The sequence below is a fragment of the Robiginitalea rubriflava genome (assembly GCF_052540725.1).
Genome location: NZ_CP199309.1, coordinates 2,340,454 through 2,356,468, shown reverse-complemented (window position 1 = coordinate 2,356,468; position 16,015 = coordinate 2,340,454). Strand labels below are relative to the sequence as shown.

Here is a 16,015-nt window from a genome sequence, read left to right as displayed (position 1 = left end):
TTTATGAGCCTCGCATCCGGCCTGTCCGGCTTTGCGCAGGAATGCCCGGAACCCACGTTCCCCTTACCAGGGAGCACTGGAGTACCCGTCGATGTCACCATCAGCTGGGAGGATGTGGTGGGTGTTACCGGTTACCTCATTGGTATCGGCAGCAGTCCCGGGGCGACGGATATTGCCAATACCACATCCGTGGGTAGTGCCACTAGCTTCAATCCGCCCTTTGGATTACCCGGAAACACAGAGGTTTATGTAACCATATCCCTGTTCCTGCTGAACCGGCCCAACATAATCTGTCCGTCTTTCTCCTTTACCACGGCCCCGATAACCTCCGCTCCGCTATGTACCGAACTGGCCAGCCCGGCAGCTGGGGCAACCAATGTGCCAGTTTCTTCTGGTATTCGTTGGGATTACAGTCCCACGGCAGAGGAATATGTCCTAACCATTGGTACCAGCCCAGGAGGATCGGATATTGCCAATAATGTTGTGATCAGTAACGCCCTGGAATACAATCCCCCTGCTGATTTACCTCCGGAGACAGATATCTACGTACGAATTATCCCCAGGAACTCCGTTGGATCTGCAGTTGGCTGTACGGAATCGGTATTCACCACCGGACCACTGGCTACCCTACCGGCTTGCTCCGCCCTGTTAAACCCTGCTGACAACTCCCTCAACAACCCATTGTCAACCGGGCTTCAGTGGGCTAGTGTTGCAGGGGCCGAAGGTTACCGGGTCTTTATAGGAACCTCCCCCTTTGAAAATAATATCCTGGAAGGGGGCGTCTTTACCACTAATTCGACCAACATTTTTCAATTGGAACCCAATACGGTTTATTATATACGTATTGTCCCTTTCAATGTTGCCGGAGAAGCCCAGAATTGCCCGCAACAATCCTTTGCGACTACCCTGGGTTGCGGCCCGTATTTTGATCCGGGAGGCAACCTGGTCGATTTCAGTCCTGAGGTCAGCTTTCCGGATACAATAGGTATCTGTGAAAACGACTCCTTTGTTGTTTCTGCGACCGATGCTGCAGACGGATATCGCTGGTATGCAGTAGATAGCCCTACTCAGGAACGCCTACTGGCTGAAACTCCGGATTTCCTAATTCCAGGTCAGGGGGAATACCGTTATGAAGTATACAATACAGTCAGCGGGGCATCGGGAAGCCTGGAGTGCTCCAATTCACAGGTGTTTTCAGTGGTAACTTCGGAGGCTCCAACAATTGAGGGTACTGACGTCTCCCTGGGAATTGGGGTCATCACCATATCTGTGGATGTAAGCGGCGGCGGGGACTATGAATTCGCGTTAAACGATATAACCGGGCCCTATCAGGACAGCAATCGATTTGGCAATTTACCCGTAGATACATATCGGGTTTATGTACGGGACAAAAATGGCTGCGGTACCGCAGAAACCCTTGTACAACCCGACCTCACCCTCGAGGGCTTTCCAAAATTCTTCACCCCCAATGGGGATGGGGTCAATGATCTCTGGCAGTTTATCCTGCCCGAATCCGGGATTAACCCCATCCGCTCCATTTACATCTTTGACCGCTTTGGAAACCTGCTGGCGCAGCTGGACCCTTCTTCGCCAGGATGGGATGGCACCCTGAACGGGAGGCCCCTGCCCGCCAGCGATTACTGGTTTCGGGCCATAAACAATTCCAATTCAGAAGTACGCGGGCATTTCAGCCTGAAACGCTGAATATTTTACGGGACCAGGGCTACCACCCGGACATACAGTTTTGTATTTTTGAAACATGAAATTTAAGGTAGTATCTGAATTCAAACCTACCGGGGATCAACCCCAGGCCATATCCCAGTTATCCAGCGGGATAGTGGAAGGGGATAAGTATCAGACCCTGTTGGGGGTCACTGGCTCGGGAAAGACCTTCACAGTGGCCAATGTGATTTCCGAAGTACAGCGACCTACCCTGGTGCTGGCACACAACAAAACGCTTGCAGCCCAATTGTATTCGGAATTTAAAATGTTTTTTCCGGAGAACGCCGTGGAGTATTTCGTTTCGTATTACGACTATTATCAACCAGAGGCCTATATCCCTACTTCAGGGCTTTATATTGAAAAAGACCTGTCCATAAACGAAGACATTGAAAAATTAAGGCTGAGTGCTACCTCCTCTCTCCTTTCAGGGAGGCGAGATGTACTGGTGGTGGCCTCCGTATCCTGCCTATACGGGATCGGGAATCCTATAGAATTTCAAAAAAATGTGATCCATTTGCATCAGGATCAGGTCCTGGCGCGAACAAAGCTGATGCATATGCTGGTTCAGAGCCTGTATTCCAGGACCACAGCAGATTTCAGGAATGGGAATTTCAGGGTCAGGGGCGATGTGGTGGATATCTTCCCCAGCTATGCCGACCACGCTTTCAGGATCCATTTCTTCGGCGATGAAATAGAAGAGATAGAAGCCTTCGACCCTTTTAACAACACGGTTCTGGAAACCTATGAAAACCTGAATATCTATCCGGCGAATATGTTTGTGACTTCCCCGGATGTATTGCAGAATGCCATCCATCAGATTCAGGATGACCTGGTGGCGCAAATTGACTATTTCAGGGAAATCGGGAAACCCCTGGAAGCGAAACGACTGGAAGAACGCACCAATTTTGACCTGGAAATGATCCGGGAACTTGGCTATTGTTCGGGCATCGAAAATTATTCGCGGTACCTGGATGGACGGGAACCGGGGACCCGTCCTTTCTGCCTTCTCGATTATTTTCCGGATGACTACCTGATGGTAGTCGATGAAAGCCATGTAACCATCCCGCAGGTCCACGCCATGTATGGGGGAGACCGCTCCCGAAAAGAGAACCTGGTAGATTACGGCTTCCGGCTACCTGCTGCCATGGATAACCGGCCCCTTAAATTTGAAGAGTTCGAGGCCCTGCAAAATCAGGTTATTTATGTTAGTGCCACCCCAGCAGATTACGAGATGCAAAAAAGCCAGGGAATTTATGTGGAACAAGTAATCCGCCCCACTGGTTTACTGGATCCTGTGATTGAAGTAAGGCCCAGCAAGAATCAGATAGATGACCTGGTGGAAGAGATACAAACCCGGGTACAACTGGACGAACGCACCCTGGTGACCACCCTGACCAAGCGCATGGCCGAGGAATTAACGAAGTACCTGACCCGTATTGACATTCGCTGCAGGTATATACATTCGGATGTGGACACCCTGGAGCGGGTTGAAATTATGCAGGATCTCCGCAAGGGAATCTTCGATGTATTGGTTGGGGTCAACCTTCTTCGCGAAGGCCTGGACCTGCCCGAGGTGTCCCTGGTTGCCATAATCGATGCGGACAAGGAAGGCTTTCTGAGAAGTAACCGCTCCCTCACCCAGACGGTAGGCCGGGCAGCGAGGCACCTGAACGGGAAGGCCATTATGTATGCGGATAACATTACGGACAGTATGCAGCGAACCATTGACGAAACCAATTACCGGCGCGAGAAACAACTGGCCTATAACAAAAAAAACAACGTTACCCCAAAGGCCCTCAACAAAAGCCTGGACAATGTTCTGAGTAAAAATTCAGTATCCACGTTTCATTTTGAGAAGAAAGCCCAGGAATCCCGGGAACCTGACCTGAAATACCTGACCGGTGCCCAGAAGGAAGACCTGATAAGACAGAAACGAAAAGCCATGGAAAAGGCGGCCAAGGAATTAGACTTTATGATGGCCGCCAGGCTTAGGGACGAAATAAAGGTGCTGCAGCAGGAGTCCACATAAAAAAAAGCGCCCCCGCAAAGGAGCGCTTTCCCTAACTAACCAACTAAACAAACCAACCATTATGAGGCCCGTTAGGTGGGCCAGCCATAATCTTATTTGCCTGCTATCTCAACCAGCCTTTTCGGCTTTGGCAGGGCTTCTTTCTTCTTGGGAAGACTGAACATAAGGATCCCGTTTTCATATTTGGCCTCAATTTTATCGGCATCTACCGTTTCGGGTAGCGTAAATGCCCTTTTAAAGGCACTGTAATTGAATTCTCTGCGGGTATATCCACTATCCGTTTCTTCCTGTTCTTCCTTATTTTCCATGGAAATAGTGAGCAGGTTGTCATCGATTTCCACGTTAAAATCTTCTTTTTTCTTCCCCGGGATTGCAAATTCCAGGTAAAATTCTTTTTCTGCTTCCCGGATATTAACTGCGGGAAGGTTGTGCGTTTGATTGGTTCCGCCAAACCAGTCTGGGGTTAGCCAATCATTCCACATATCAGAAAGTACTGCAGGTTTTCTTCTTACTATTGTCATTTGTATATGCTTTAAGAGGTTAGACTTCAAATTCACCTCTTATAGAGCAAAGGGTATACCGCAGTGAAAATACTGCCGTTTTGGCGGTTATACGGATAATTTAGGTGTCATTTTGACAGCAATTGAGTGCTGCTATTCCAATTAATTGTAATGTGCTTTAAAAATATTGAAGAGCACCTCGGGGGGTACAATTTTGTCCGGATAGCGGTGCATGAGGACTAACACCTGATCAATTGCAGAAGGCGGCAGGCCCATATTAAGGCCAATATCGTGGATTTTCCGTATCTCGTTCATCTCCTGTTTACGGTCCACATTCATTAAAAGAACCAGGCGGTGAAACTGCAGAATACGCTCGGGCTGAGACTTGGGAATTATCTTTTTTACTTTGGAATTGAAAAGTTTTTCAAAATCCTCCTGATGCACCCCTAATAATTCTGCCACCCCCTGTAAAAAACTGAATTCCGAATCTTTGATTTCTCGCTCTGCGCGCGCAAAGGAAATCATTTCGGATATAATACTCAGTTTTTCTTTATAGCTGCTCATACTGTCCGTTTGTAAGGCGTTAGTATGTTAACTCTGTTTCGCAAACTTTCGTATGTTTTTTCGGGCAACTACCCGTTTAAGCCGCTCTTTTCGACTAACCACCTTCCAGAGCATAAAAAAACCCGGTTTATACCGGGTCTTCATTTGCTCCTGTAGCGTTTTAGCTGGTAAAGCGGATAGCTACCCTGTAGGTCTTCCCTTCTTCCAGGCTGCTATTTCCCAATTTGTGGTAATTCAGGCGGTTTTTGACCAGGCTTTCGATTGCTTCATTCTCCGTATTTACAGATAGCACAACGATTTCATTCTCACTGTTTACCGTAATGCGAACCCAGGCGTACAATTCCTCATTGTCTCCTATTTGAATGTCATTCTTGTGAAGGAGTTCATGGATTTCTTCGGAAATCTTTACTTTGGGGTTAATTGTAGCCGGATTGGTGGCCCAAACGCTTCCGCTGAATAACAGGGCAGCAGCTGCAAATAATACACTTGCTTTTTTCATGATTATGATTGTTTAATGATTGATGAATAATTGTTGTTCTTCTAAATAGACGCGGCGTGGTAGGAGATGTTACGATCTAGTCAGTTTTTAACAATTTTTTAGGCCAAAAACGGTTTTACCCGTAGTTTTTAGCCAAAAATGGCATGTTTTTAAAGGTTTTTGCCTGATTTGTCCTGGGGGTTCAAGAAAAAAAAACCGCACCCCTGGGGGTGCGGCATATGCTTTATAAAATATAAAAAAACTAGGAAAGAACCTCCTTTACCTTGTCTGCAGCTTCCTGGAATTGTACGGCCGAATGCACAGCCAAACCAGAGTTGTCCAGAATTTCTTTGGCGAGTTCTGCGTTGGTACCCTGAAGCCTGACAATGATGGGCACCTTAATGGCATCTCCCATATTCCGGTAGGCATCCACAACGCCCTGGGCTACGCGGTCACATCGCACAATGCCCCCGAAGATATTAATCAGGATGGCCTGTACATTGTCGTCTTTCAGGATGATCCGGAAAGCTTCCTCTACCCTTTTGGCATCGGCAGTTCCGCCAACATCAAGGAAGTTAGCGGGTTCACCCCCGGCCATTTTAATCAGGTCCATGGTTGCCATGGCCAGACCGGCGCCGTTTACCATGCAACCGACATTGCCGTCCAGGTCTACATAATTCAGCCCAACTGCCCGGGCTTCCACTTCAATAGGGTTTTCCTCCCTTAAATCCCGCATTTCGGCATATTGCTTCCTTCGGTATAAAGCATTGTCATCTATGGACACCTTGGCATCCACGGCCATAATTTTATCGTCGGAAGTCTTTAAAACTGGGTTAATCTCAAAGAGGTTGGCATCACTTTGCTCGTAGGCCCGATACAATGCGCTTACAAATTTGGTCATTTCCTTAAATGCGGTTCCTGAAAGCCCCAGGTTAAAGGCTATTTTCCTTGCCTGGAAAGGCAACAGGCCCGTGGCAGGGTCAATTTCCTCCGTAAAGATCAGGTGGGGTGTTTTTTCGGCTACCTCTTCAATATCCATCCCCCCTTCGGTGGAGTACATGATCATGGTACGCCCCTTGGACCGGTTTAGCAGAACTGACATATAGAATTCACTGGTCTCGCTGGGTCCGGGATAATACACATCCTCCGCCACCAAAACCTGATGTACTTTCTTGCCTTTGGCCGAAGTCTGAGGTGTTACCAGGTTCATCCCAATAATGTTGCCTGCAATTTCTTCCACCTCTTTAAGGTTTTTGGCAACCTTTACACCTCCGCCTTTTCCACGCCCTCCGGCATGTACCTGCGCTTTTATCACATGCCAGCTGGTACCCGTTTCCTGGGTAAGCTGTTTGGCTACATCTACGGCTTCTTTGGCATTATGCGCAACGATTCCGCGCTGTATGCGGACGCCAAAACTGGCGAGGATTTCCTTTCCCTGATATTCGTGTAAATTCATCTGTAGTTCATTCAGTAGTTGATTGCAAAAATAGGAAACCGAAAGCATTTCCCCTAATGCTTGCCACGAGCATTTATTCCAGTTTGAAATCTTTAAAATCCAGGGGGTCGAAGTTCCGGAAATGGCCATTCATTTCGATGAGTTCCCGGGTCCGGTTTAATTGTTTTAATACGCTAATGGTCGCCTGAAGATGGTCAATCAGAAAGCGCAAGCGGATTTTTTCACTGGCCAGTTGTAACAACTGGTATTCCTGTTTAAAAGACAGGCCCATCTTATGGGCGAGGGTGTAGCTGTTGAAAACTTCTTCTTTGATGGGCCCGAAAGGAATTTCCATAAGCTCGTATAACTCCCTGCATGATTCCAGCAGCATATGGGTAAGTTCCGGGGCTGCATCTTTAATAGGATCCAGAAATTGTACTTCCCCGCCGGCATAGAGTTTTTCTCCCATTTGGGGCTCAAAGGTGAGAACCTTGAAGACTTGCCGCGCCACGCACAACACGTCCATGGATCCGTCCGCATAGGTTGTAACCACTTCCTTGAGCTGCACTTCCGTCCCGAAAGACAATTGATCGTCAATATAAACCGGAATTCCAAAGGTGGCTGCTTCATTTCGGCAATCCGAAATAAGCTGTTTATAGCGTTCCTCAAAAATATGCAGGGGTACGGTTTCGCCAGGAAAAAATACGGATCTCAATGGAAAAAGGGGGATCTTCATAATCGTTTTCCTTAAAACTACAAAGCCGGAGCGAAACTATCAAATCATATGCCGCGGCAAGTTGTTTTATTTATAACATTTTGTTTTAATTTAAAAAATACTGAACTCTTTTTTTGGGAAGAAACCAAAGTGATTTAGCTTTGTTGCAAACTTGGATTCATGAAAGCCACTGATTTATTGGAAATTGCCGGAGAATACGGCGCTCCTGTATACGTCTATGATGCCGAAAAAATCAAATCGCAATACAAAAGACTGACCGAAGCGTTTAAGGTTGTTCCCAGGCTTCAGTTAAACTACGCCGTTAAAGCCCTATCCAATATCAGCATCCTTAGGTTGATGAACCAGCTGGGAAGCGGTCTGGATACGGTTTCTATTCAGGAAGTGCAGCTGGGCCTTATGGCAGGCTTCCGACCAGAAGACATTATTTATACGCCAAACGGCGTTTCCCTTGAGGAAATAGAGGAAGCGGCAGGCCTGGGGGTCCGCATCAATATCGACAACCTCTCCGTTCTTGAACAATTTGGGAGTAAACACCCGGACATCCCCGTATGTATCCGCATCAATCCGCATGTAATGGCGGGCGGCAACACAAATATTTCGGTTGGCCATATCGATTCCAAATTCGGGATCAGTATTCACCAGATTCCGCATCTGCTGCGCATAGTGGAGCTGACCAAAATGCGGATTAACGGCATTCATATGCATACCGGGAGCGACATCCTGGATATTGACGTATTCCTCTACGCCTCCGAAATCCTTTTTGAAACGGCAAAACACTTCCCAAACCTGGATTTTATAGATTTTGGAAGCGGTTTTAAAGTACCCTATAAAGCTGGTGACATACAGACCAATGTGGAGGAACTCGGCGAAAAACTGGGCTCCCGTTTCAATGAATTTTGCCGGGAATACGGGCGGGACCTCACCCTAGCCTTTGAACCCGGAAAATTCCTGGTAAGCGAGGCAGGCTTTTTCCTGGCGCGTGTTAATGTGGTCAAGCAGACTACCTCAACGGTTTTTGCCGGGGTGGATTCCGGTTTTAACCACCTTATCCGGCCCATGCTCTACGGGTCTTCCCACCAAATCGAAAACCTCTCCAACCCGGAGGGCAAAGAGCGTTATTATTCAGTGGTAGGCTACATATGCGAAACTGACACCTTCGGGAACAACCGACGTATAAACGAAATTACCGAAGGTGACATTCTCTGTTTCCGGAATGCCGGGGCTTATTGTTTTACCATGGCCAGCAATTACAACTCCCGATATCGTCCGGCAGAGGTACTCTGGATGGATGGAAAGGCCCATCTGATCAGGAGCCGCGAAACCTTTGAAGACCTGATTCGGAACCAGACAGACACCCAGGAACTCTTTTCGTCTATCAAAGCCAGGCCAACATTGAAATAAAACGGAGATTTTATCGTTAAATTTGTATTGAAAGAAGACCTGTGTCTCTTTAGCGCAATACTATGAAAGACAGACTGACAACCGCCCTGGTATTTGTAATGATCCTGGCCGCCTCCCTGGGGCAGGCACAGGAAATAGAATGGATGAGCTGGGACGAAGCCGTAAGCCGGGCTGCTTCAGAACAAAATCCCAAAAAGATATTTGTGGACGTGTACACAGACTGGTGTGGCTGGTGCAAACGAATGGACAAGGATACCTTTCAAAATCCAAAGGTTGCCGCCTACATGAGAGACAATTTCTACATGGTTAAGATGGATGGCGAAGGAAAAGAGCCCATTGAGTTCAACGGGAAAACCTATACCTACGTACCTTCTGGCAGAAGGGGGTATCACGAACTGGCAGCGGCCTTGTTACAGGGGCGCCTGAGTTACCCTACCGTAATCTTCCTGGATGAAAATGTCAAGATGCTTTCCCCGGTACCCGGGTACCAGAAACCGGACGCCTTTATAAAAATTGCGCGCTACTTTGGCGAAGACATTTATAAAAATACCGACTGGCAGACCTACGATAGGGATTCCAGATAAGCCCTTCAGGCACCTTTAAAATTACTCGCTTTTATCGACTGTAATTAGGAGATTCCTTCGTAATGGTTACATTATGAGGATGGCTCTCGTGTATCCCGCTTGAGGTGATCTTGACAAATTTCCCTTTTTCCTTCAGGGTTTCAATATCCTTTGCCCCGCAGTAGCCCATCCCGGCACGAAGCCCGCCTACAAACTGGTGTATACTTTCATAGAGATCCCCTTTATAGGGAACCCGACCAACAATCCCTTCCGGGACCAGCTTTTTAATATCATCCTCCACATCCTGGAAATAGCGGTCTTTACTCCCCTGTTTCATGGCTTCCACGGATCCCATCCCACGGTAAGACTTAAATTTCCGACCTTCATAAATAATGGTCTCCCCTGGTGATTCTTTTGTACCTGCAAGCAGGGAGCCCAACATGACACAATCCGCCCCGGCGGCAATGGCTTTTGGTATGTCTCCGGTGTAGCGGATACCCCCGTCGGCAATTACCGGAACTCCGCTGCCTTTAATGGCGGCGGCTACTTCAAGCACGGCTGAAAATTGGGGAAACCCGACACCGGCAACCACCCGGGTAGTACAAATGGAACCCGGACCGATCCCTACTTTCACCGCATCGGCACCGGCATCAACCAGGTAGCGTGCCGCCTCAGCCGTGGCAATATTCCCAACAATGACTTCCAGGTCGGGAAAGGCTTTTTTGATCTCCTTTAAGACCCCTACCACCCCACGGGTATGGCCATGGGCCGTATCTATGACTACGGCGTCCACCCCCGCTTTTACCAGGGCTGCTGCCCGATCTTTGGCATCGGGGGTAACCCCGATGGCAGCTGCCACCCGAAGCCGGCCGTACTGATCCTTATTGGCAATGGGCTTCTGGGTGAGTTTGGTAATATCCCTGAAGGTAATAAGGCCAACCAGTTTATAATTCTTGTCAACAACCGGTAATTTTTCAATTTTGTTTTCCTGCAGTATATCCTCTGCCTCTTCAAGAGAGGTTCCCTCACTAACAGTCACCAGGTTTTCTGAGGTCATTACCTCTGAGATGGGCCGCTCGTTGTTTTTTTCAAAACGCAGGTCCCGGTTGGTGACAATCCCTATGAGGATACCGGCATCATCCACAATGGGGATACCACCTATACTGTGTTCCCTCATATTCTCCTTTGCGTCCCTTACCAGGGCAGTAGAAGGGAGGGTTACCGGATCCAGAATCATCCCGCTTTCCGCCCGCTTTACCTTGCGCACCTTCATGGCCTGTCCTTCAATACTCATGTTCTTATGCAGGACCCCTATTCCCCCTTCCCTAGCAATGGCAATAGCCATACGGGATTCGGTTACCGTATCCATGGCTGCGGATACAATGGGAATGTTAATGCGGATATTACGCGTAAACTGGGTCTGAATGTTCACTTCGCGGGGAAGGACTTCCGAGTAGGCAGGTACGAGCAGTACATCGTCGTAAGTAAGGCCTTCTCCAAGGATTTTTGAAAGGTGGGCTTCCATGGCAATTAAGGATTAATTGCGTGCAAATATACTACTTTTAATCATTGCATCTTTTATTCCGAAAATTTAATCCTCCTAACCTGCTGATTACAAAATCCTAAGCCGTTTTCTATTTATATTTATTCTAAATAAACTTTGAAATTTCCAAAGCTGGAATTACTTTTGCCTCTATAATTTTATTTATAATTAGTCTAAATAAATCAATGAGAAGGTATTTAACTGTATTTTGTTTTAGCATGGCCCTCGGCCTGTATGCTCAGCAAGACACAACCCAGACCGGTAAACTGGTCCGCCTCAATGAGGTGGTATTGCAAGCCAAGGTAATTTTCGGGAGTAAATTTGAAGCCCGGAACCGGACGGGTTCCTCTTATTATATTTCCCCTCAGGAAATCCAGCGATTTAATTATACGGATGTCAACCGTACGCTCAGAGCCGTTCCGGGGGTAAACGTTTACGAAGAAGACGGCTTTGGCCTCCGTCCGAATATCAGCCTCAGGGGTACCTCCCCAGAGAGAAGTTCCAAAATTACGCTGATGGAAGATGGGGTCCTGATCGCCCCGGCCCCATACAGTGCCCCGGCGGCCTATTATTTCCCCACCATAGCGCGTATGCAGGCGGTAGAGGTCCTGAAAGGGAGCAGCCAGGTACAGTTTGGCCCATATACTACAGGAGGGGCCATCAATATGGTGAGCACAGAGGTGCCGGAACGCTTCAGGGCATTCGTCAATACTACTTACGGCAGCTTTCAGTCCGGGAGGATCCATGCCCAACTGGGGGACAGCCAGAAAAACTTTGGATACTCCATCGAATATTTGAACTATAACTCCAATGGTTTCAAAGAACTGGATGGTGGAGGAGACACCGGCTTCGATAAAAATGACCTGGTGGCAAAATTCCGGCTGAATACCAGTCCCGGGGCGGCCATTGCACAGGCTCTTGAATTTAAATTCCAGTATTCTGACGAAACCTCAGACGAAACCTACCTGGGGCTGACACAGGACGATTTTGAGAGCAACCCCTTCAGAAGGTACGCCGGTTCACAGGAAGACCAGATGAACACGGAACACAACCAGTTTATGCTGAGCCATACCCTGGATTTCAGTGATTATTTCCGGGTTACCACAGTTGCCTATCGCAACAATTTTAAAAGGAACTGGTACAAGCTGGATTACCTTACCCTGAATGGGGAAAGGGAGGGAATTGCCGATATCATATCCAATCCTGAAAGCTTCGATGACTACTACCAGGTAGTTAGCGGCAATGCAGACAGTGGGGCTGATGCGCTAACCCTTAAAAACAACAACCGCGAATACTACTCCACCGGGATACAGACTAAATTGGACGTACACTGGACAGGGGAACGCACTTTCCACGATGTGGAAGTTGGCCTGCGTTACCACTATGACGAGGAAGACCGCTTTCAATGGCTCGATGACTACGCCATGCTGAACGGGCAGTTATCCCTTACCACAGCAGGTGTTCCGGGTACAGACGCTAACCGCATCAGTGACGCCCGGGCCTTTGCCGCCTATGGAATGTACAAGTTCAAATACGACAACCTGACCCTAACCCCGGGGATCCGTTACGAGAATATCAGCCTGTCCAGGGAAAACTTCGGAAGCAATGACCCGGCACGAACCGGAACAGACCTGAGTACCCGCGAAAACCAGGTAGATATTTTTATCCCCGGTATCGGTTTTAATTACAACTTTCAGAATGTATCTGTTTTCGGAGGGGTTCACAAGGGCTTCTCTCCCCCGGGTAACCAGGAAGGACAGCTTCCGGAAGAGAGTATCAACTACGAATTGGGAAGTCGCTTCAGCTATGGCGGTTTCAGCGGCGAACTGGTCGGTTTCTTCAATGATTTCAGCAACCTGCTTGGAAGCGATCTGGCTGCTACCGGGGGTACGGGTTCCCTGGAGCAATTTAATGCCGGAGAGGTTAATGTTGCCGGCCTTGAGGTGCTCGTAAATTACAACCTGCTGCCCAACAGCAATCAATTTATTTTGCCAGTTACCTTTGCCTACACCTTTACGGATACCGAATTTCAGAATAGTTTTGGAAGCGATGACGACCTCTGGGGAGAGGTAACGGCAGGAGATGAATTGCCATATTTGTCCAAACACCAGTGGAATGCTACCCTGGGCCTTGAGCACAAAGACTTTGAACTGAATTTCAATGCACGATACAACGGAGCTTTTCGTACACAGGCAGGCTCCGGAAGCATTCCTGCTTCAGAATTGGTGGATAATAATTTTATTCTCGATTTTGCCGGGAAGTACCATTATAACGAGCATATAAGCCTGACAGCCAATGTGATCAACCTCCTGGATGAAACCTATGCTGTCTCCAGGGTGCCGGCTGGTTTGCGCCCCGGACATCCGTTTGGAATATACGCCGGGATCTCCCTGAGGTATTAATTTGGATTGATTCTGTTTAAGTGTTTTTGTTTGCACCCGGACTGGTTCCGGGTGCTGCCTTTTCAGGCATAGGCGGAAAATAATTCGGAAGCCTTGTTAAAAGCTGCCTCAAAAGCCATCCACTTTACCCCGGTATCCACTTTTTTGGCAGTAAAATAAGAGAGCATTTTCTCGGTGGGCATATTTCCGGTAAGCTCGTCCCTGGCCATCGGGCAGCCCCCGAAGCCCTGTACGGCCCCGTCAAACCTGCGGCAACCGGCACTGTAGGCAGCATCTACTTTCTCATGCCAGGTATAAGGGGTAGTATGCAGGTGTGCCCCGAATGTTACCTCAGGGTACCTGGGGATCAGGCCGGAAAATAATTTGGAGATAACCTCTGGGGTTGAACTCCCAATAGTATCGGAAAGGGAGAGGATGTTCACCCCCATCCCTACCAACTTTTCAGTCCAGTCTGCTACAATTTCGACATCCCAGGGATCTCCGTAAGGGTTTCCGAATCCCATGGAAATATAGGTAACTACTTCCTTATCGTGCTTTTTGGCCAGCTCCAGGATCTGCCCTAACACCTCAACGGACTGGGCAATGGTCTTATGGGTATTGCGCATCTGGAAATTCTCGGAAATGGAGAAAGGGTAGCCCAGGTAGTCTATCTGTTCGAAGCCAACCGCAGTTTCAGCCCCCCTCAGATTGGCCACTATAGCCAGCAAGCGGGTGTCGGTCTCGGAAAGGTCGAGCCTGGACAGGACCTCAGCTGTATCCGCCATCTGCGGAATAGCCTTGGGGGAGACAAAACTTCCGAAATCCAGGGTATGAAAGCCGCAATTCAGCAATGCCTGCAGGTAGCGTGCCTTTTCAGGGGTGGGGATAAAATCCCGTATCCCCTGCATTGCATCGCGTGGGCATTCAACAATATTAACAGTGTCTGACATCTGAAGCCTGATTCGATCTCAAAATTACCACTATTTTAAATGAATTTGATAAGATCCCCTTAAGTAGCAGATAAGCCGAAAATAAACAGGTATTAAATACCTGTTAACCAAAACATTCAGGCTTCGGGCGTCTTTAATCGGCTGTGGTCTCGAGAAGGCGCCGGTTGATTCGCTTTACAAGCCCCGGCCCCTCGTAAACAAAGCCCGTCCATAATTGAACCAGGCTGGCTCCAGCCTGTAGTTTTTCAAGGGCATCCTCCGGGCTGTGGATCCCTCCCACCCCAATCACTGGAAAGGCATTATTGCTCTTTTCCACCAGAAACCGAATCACTTCTGTACTACGCTCCCGCAGGGGTTTCCCACTTAGCCCACCATTTTGTTCCACAAGAATATAGTCTGATTTCAGCTTGTCACGGGCAATGGTGGTATTGGTTGCAATAACCCCATCCAGCCGTGTCTTCGCAATGATGTCAATAATATCCAGGAGCTGGGAATCGGTAAGGTCCGGGGCTATTTTGAGCAAGATGGGTTTTTGTGCAACTCCATTTTGTTCAGCAAGCCGTTTATTGTCCTTTTTAAGCATCTGCAAAAGTTGGGTAAGGGGTTCTTTCTCCTGCAACTCCCGAAGCCCGGGTGTATTGGGGGAACTAACGTTTACCACAAAGTAGTCTACGTATGCAAAAAGCACCTCAAAGCAAATCAGATAATCTTTGGCTGCCTCCTTGTTGGGAGTGGTTTTATTTTTCCCAATATTCCCCCCCACCAGGACCTTGTGCCCTGTTTTTAAGTGTTCCACGGCTTCCAGGACCCCTTTGTTGTTGAATCCCATCCTGTTGATAATAGCCTGGTCTGCCTTCAGGCGAAATAAGCGTTTTCGGGGGTTCCCGGCTTGGGGCTTGGGGGTAAGGGTCCCTATTTCGATAAAACCAAACCCAAAGTCTGACAATTCCCTGAAAAGGCGTGCATCCTTGTCAAACCCGGCTGCAAGGCCTACGGGATTCGGGAATTTTAACCCAAAGACTTCGCGCTCCAGGCGGGGGTCCTGCAAGCTGTAAATTTTGCGGATCAGAGGGGAAAGCCCAAGCCTCCTGCTCCAGCTGATGGCCCAAAAGGAAAAATGATGTACGGCTTCGGGGTCAAAAAGGAACAGCAGTGGACGAATGAAAATACGGTACATAGGGGTGCCAGAATTTGGGGCAAAAGTACAAACTTATGTAGTACCTCCCGGGGCGGATACTGACTAATTTTGATCCGGCAGTTCCTCCTCCGGGTCCTTCCAGGGGGCGAGGGGTTCCCTGGATACCGCCTTACAGAGCTCCAGGTAGCGGGCGTATTGCAGCTGGTTTAAAATGCCGAGTAATCTGCGGTCATAGGAAATAGTAATCTCAAGGATTTGTGCCCGGAGTGCTTCGTATTTACTGCCCAATGCGACCAGTTCGGATTCCGTTTCCCTCGGGTGTGTTTCCATCAATGCCGTAAGCTTCTCCATAAGCCGATCCGTTTCCTTGCTGAGTTCCCGTTGCCATTGCCCCATCTTTTGCAGCTGGGACTCGTTTAGTTGAAAAGCACTGGCAATATTGGTAGAATCTGCCCCGCTGATATTCAGGGTGCATTCCTGCCCAAACGCACCACCCAGGCCCAAAAAGAGTAAGGCAAAACTGATTTTCTTGAGTATCTTCATCTTTTTAATTCCGCGTATTACACAGCAAGATA

14 protein-coding genes are annotated in these 16,015 nt (G+C 48.3%); 5 read left to right on the top strand and 9 right to left on the bottom strand.

Annotated features, from left to right (window positions below):
- The first annotated feature begins 3 nt into the window (after positions 1 to 3).
- Positions 4 to 1,704, top strand: coding sequence for a T9SS type B sorting domain-containing protein (locus tag ACT6NU_RS10670; protein ID WP_445381660.1), 1,701 nt, complete (start codon positions 4 to 6; stop codon positions 1,702 to 1,704).
- A 55-nt stretch (positions 1,705 to 1,759) separates the two neighbouring features.
- Complete coding sequence (gene uvrB, locus ACT6NU_RS10665; RefSeq protein WP_445381659.1) at positions 1,760 to 3,751, top strand: excinuclease ABC subunit UvrB; 1,992 nt, start codon at positions 1,760 to 1,762, stop codon at positions 3,749 to 3,751.
- Between the two features lie 92 nt (positions 3,752 to 3,843).
- Here uvrB and ACT6NU_RS10660 read toward each other — a convergent pair whose 3' ends face one another.
- The 5 genes from ACT6NU_RS10660 to ACT6NU_RS10640 form a co-directional block, all read right to left on the bottom strand.
- The gene (locus ACT6NU_RS10660) at positions 3,844 to 4,272 is read right to left on the bottom strand and encodes an Hsp20/alpha crystallin family protein (protein WP_445381658.1); all 429 of its coding nucleotides are present in this window, start codon (positions 4,270 to 4,272) and stop codon (positions 3,844 to 3,846) included.
- 141 nt (positions 4,273 to 4,413) lie between these two features.
- Positions 4,414 to 4,815: a TerB family tellurite resistance protein gene (locus tag ACT6NU_RS10655; RefSeq protein WP_445381657.1), complete on the bottom strand. Its 402-nt coding sequence runs from the start codon at positions 4,813 to 4,815 to the stop codon at positions 4,414 to 4,416.
- Between the two features lie 160 nt (positions 4,816 to 4,975).
- The gene (locus ACT6NU_RS10650; RefSeq protein ID WP_445381656.1) at positions 4,976 to 5,314 is read right to left on the bottom strand and encodes a hypothetical protein; all 339 of its coding nucleotides are present in this window, start codon (positions 5,312 to 5,314) and stop codon (positions 4,976 to 4,978) included.
- Positions 5,315 to 5,555: 241 nt separating this feature from the next.
- Positions 5,556 to 6,749: an ADP-forming succinate--CoA ligase subunit beta gene (gene sucC / locus ACT6NU_RS10645; protein WP_445381655.1), complete on the bottom strand. Its 1,194-nt coding sequence runs from the start codon at positions 6,747 to 6,749 to the stop codon at positions 5,556 to 5,558.
- A 73-nt stretch (positions 6,750 to 6,822) separates the two neighbouring features.
- Positions 6,823 to 7,464, bottom strand: a complete 642-nt coding sequence (locus ACT6NU_RS10640) for an LON peptidase substrate-binding domain-containing protein (protein ID WP_445381654.1) — start codon at positions 7,462 to 7,464, stop codon at positions 6,823 to 6,825.
- A 159-nt stretch (positions 7,465 to 7,623) separates the two neighbouring features.
- Between ACT6NU_RS10640 and lysA the strand changes: the two genes are divergently transcribed.
- Together lysA and ACT6NU_RS10630 are read left to right on the top strand one after the other, a co-directional pair.
- Positions 7,624 to 8,865 carry a diaminopimelate decarboxylase gene (gene lysA, locus ACT6NU_RS10635; RefSeq protein WP_445381653.1) on the top strand — a complete coding sequence of 414 codons (1,242 nt, stop codon included), beginning with the start codon at positions 7,624 to 7,626 and terminating at the stop codon, positions 8,863 to 8,865.
- Positions 8,866 to 8,927: 62 nt separating this feature from the next.
- Positions 8,928 to 9,449: a thioredoxin family protein gene (locus ACT6NU_RS10630; protein ID WP_445381652.1), complete on the top strand. Its 522-nt coding sequence runs from the start codon at positions 8,928 to 8,930 to the stop codon at positions 9,447 to 9,449.
- Between the two features lie 31 nt (positions 9,450 to 9,480).
- On the opposite strand, the gene guaB is transcribed toward ACT6NU_RS10630, so the two are convergent.
- Complete coding sequence (gene guaB / locus ACT6NU_RS10625) at positions 9,481 to 10,953, bottom strand: IMP dehydrogenase (RefSeq protein ID WP_445381651.1); 1,473 nt, start codon at positions 10,951 to 10,953, stop codon at positions 9,481 to 9,483.
- A gap of 203 nt (positions 10,954 to 11,156) precedes the next feature.
- On the opposite strand from guaB, the gene ACT6NU_RS10620 reads away from it, so the two are divergent.
- A complete protein-coding gene (locus ACT6NU_RS10620; RefSeq protein WP_445381650.1) occupies positions 11,157 to 13,373 on the top strand; it encodes a TonB-dependent receptor family protein in 2,217 nt (738 codons plus the stop codon).
- A 62-nt stretch (positions 13,374 to 13,435) separates the two neighbouring features.
- Here ACT6NU_RS10620 and ACT6NU_RS10615 read toward each other — a convergent pair whose 3' ends face one another.
- The 3 genes from ACT6NU_RS10615 to ACT6NU_RS10605 all read right to left on the bottom strand — a co-directional run bounded on the left by ACT6NU_RS10615 (position 13,436) and on the right by ACT6NU_RS10605 (position 15,983).
- On the bottom strand, positions 13,436 to 14,302 hold the full coding sequence (locus tag ACT6NU_RS10615) for a hydroxymethylglutaryl-CoA lyase (RefSeq protein ID WP_445381649.1): 867 nt from the start codon (positions 14,300 to 14,302) through the stop codon (positions 13,436 to 13,438).
- 133 nt (positions 14,303 to 14,435) lie between these two features.
- On the bottom strand, positions 14,436 to 15,479 hold the full coding sequence (locus ACT6NU_RS10610; RefSeq protein ID WP_445381648.1) for a quinone-dependent dihydroorotate dehydrogenase: 1,044 nt from the start codon (positions 15,477 to 15,479) through the stop codon (positions 14,436 to 14,438).
- Positions 15,480 to 15,542: 63 nt separating this feature from the next.
- A complete protein-coding gene (locus ACT6NU_RS10605) occupies positions 15,543 to 15,983 on the bottom strand; it encodes a hypothetical protein (protein WP_445381647.1) in 441 nt (146 codons plus the stop codon).
- Between the last annotated feature and the right edge of the window lie 32 nt (positions 15,984 to 16,015).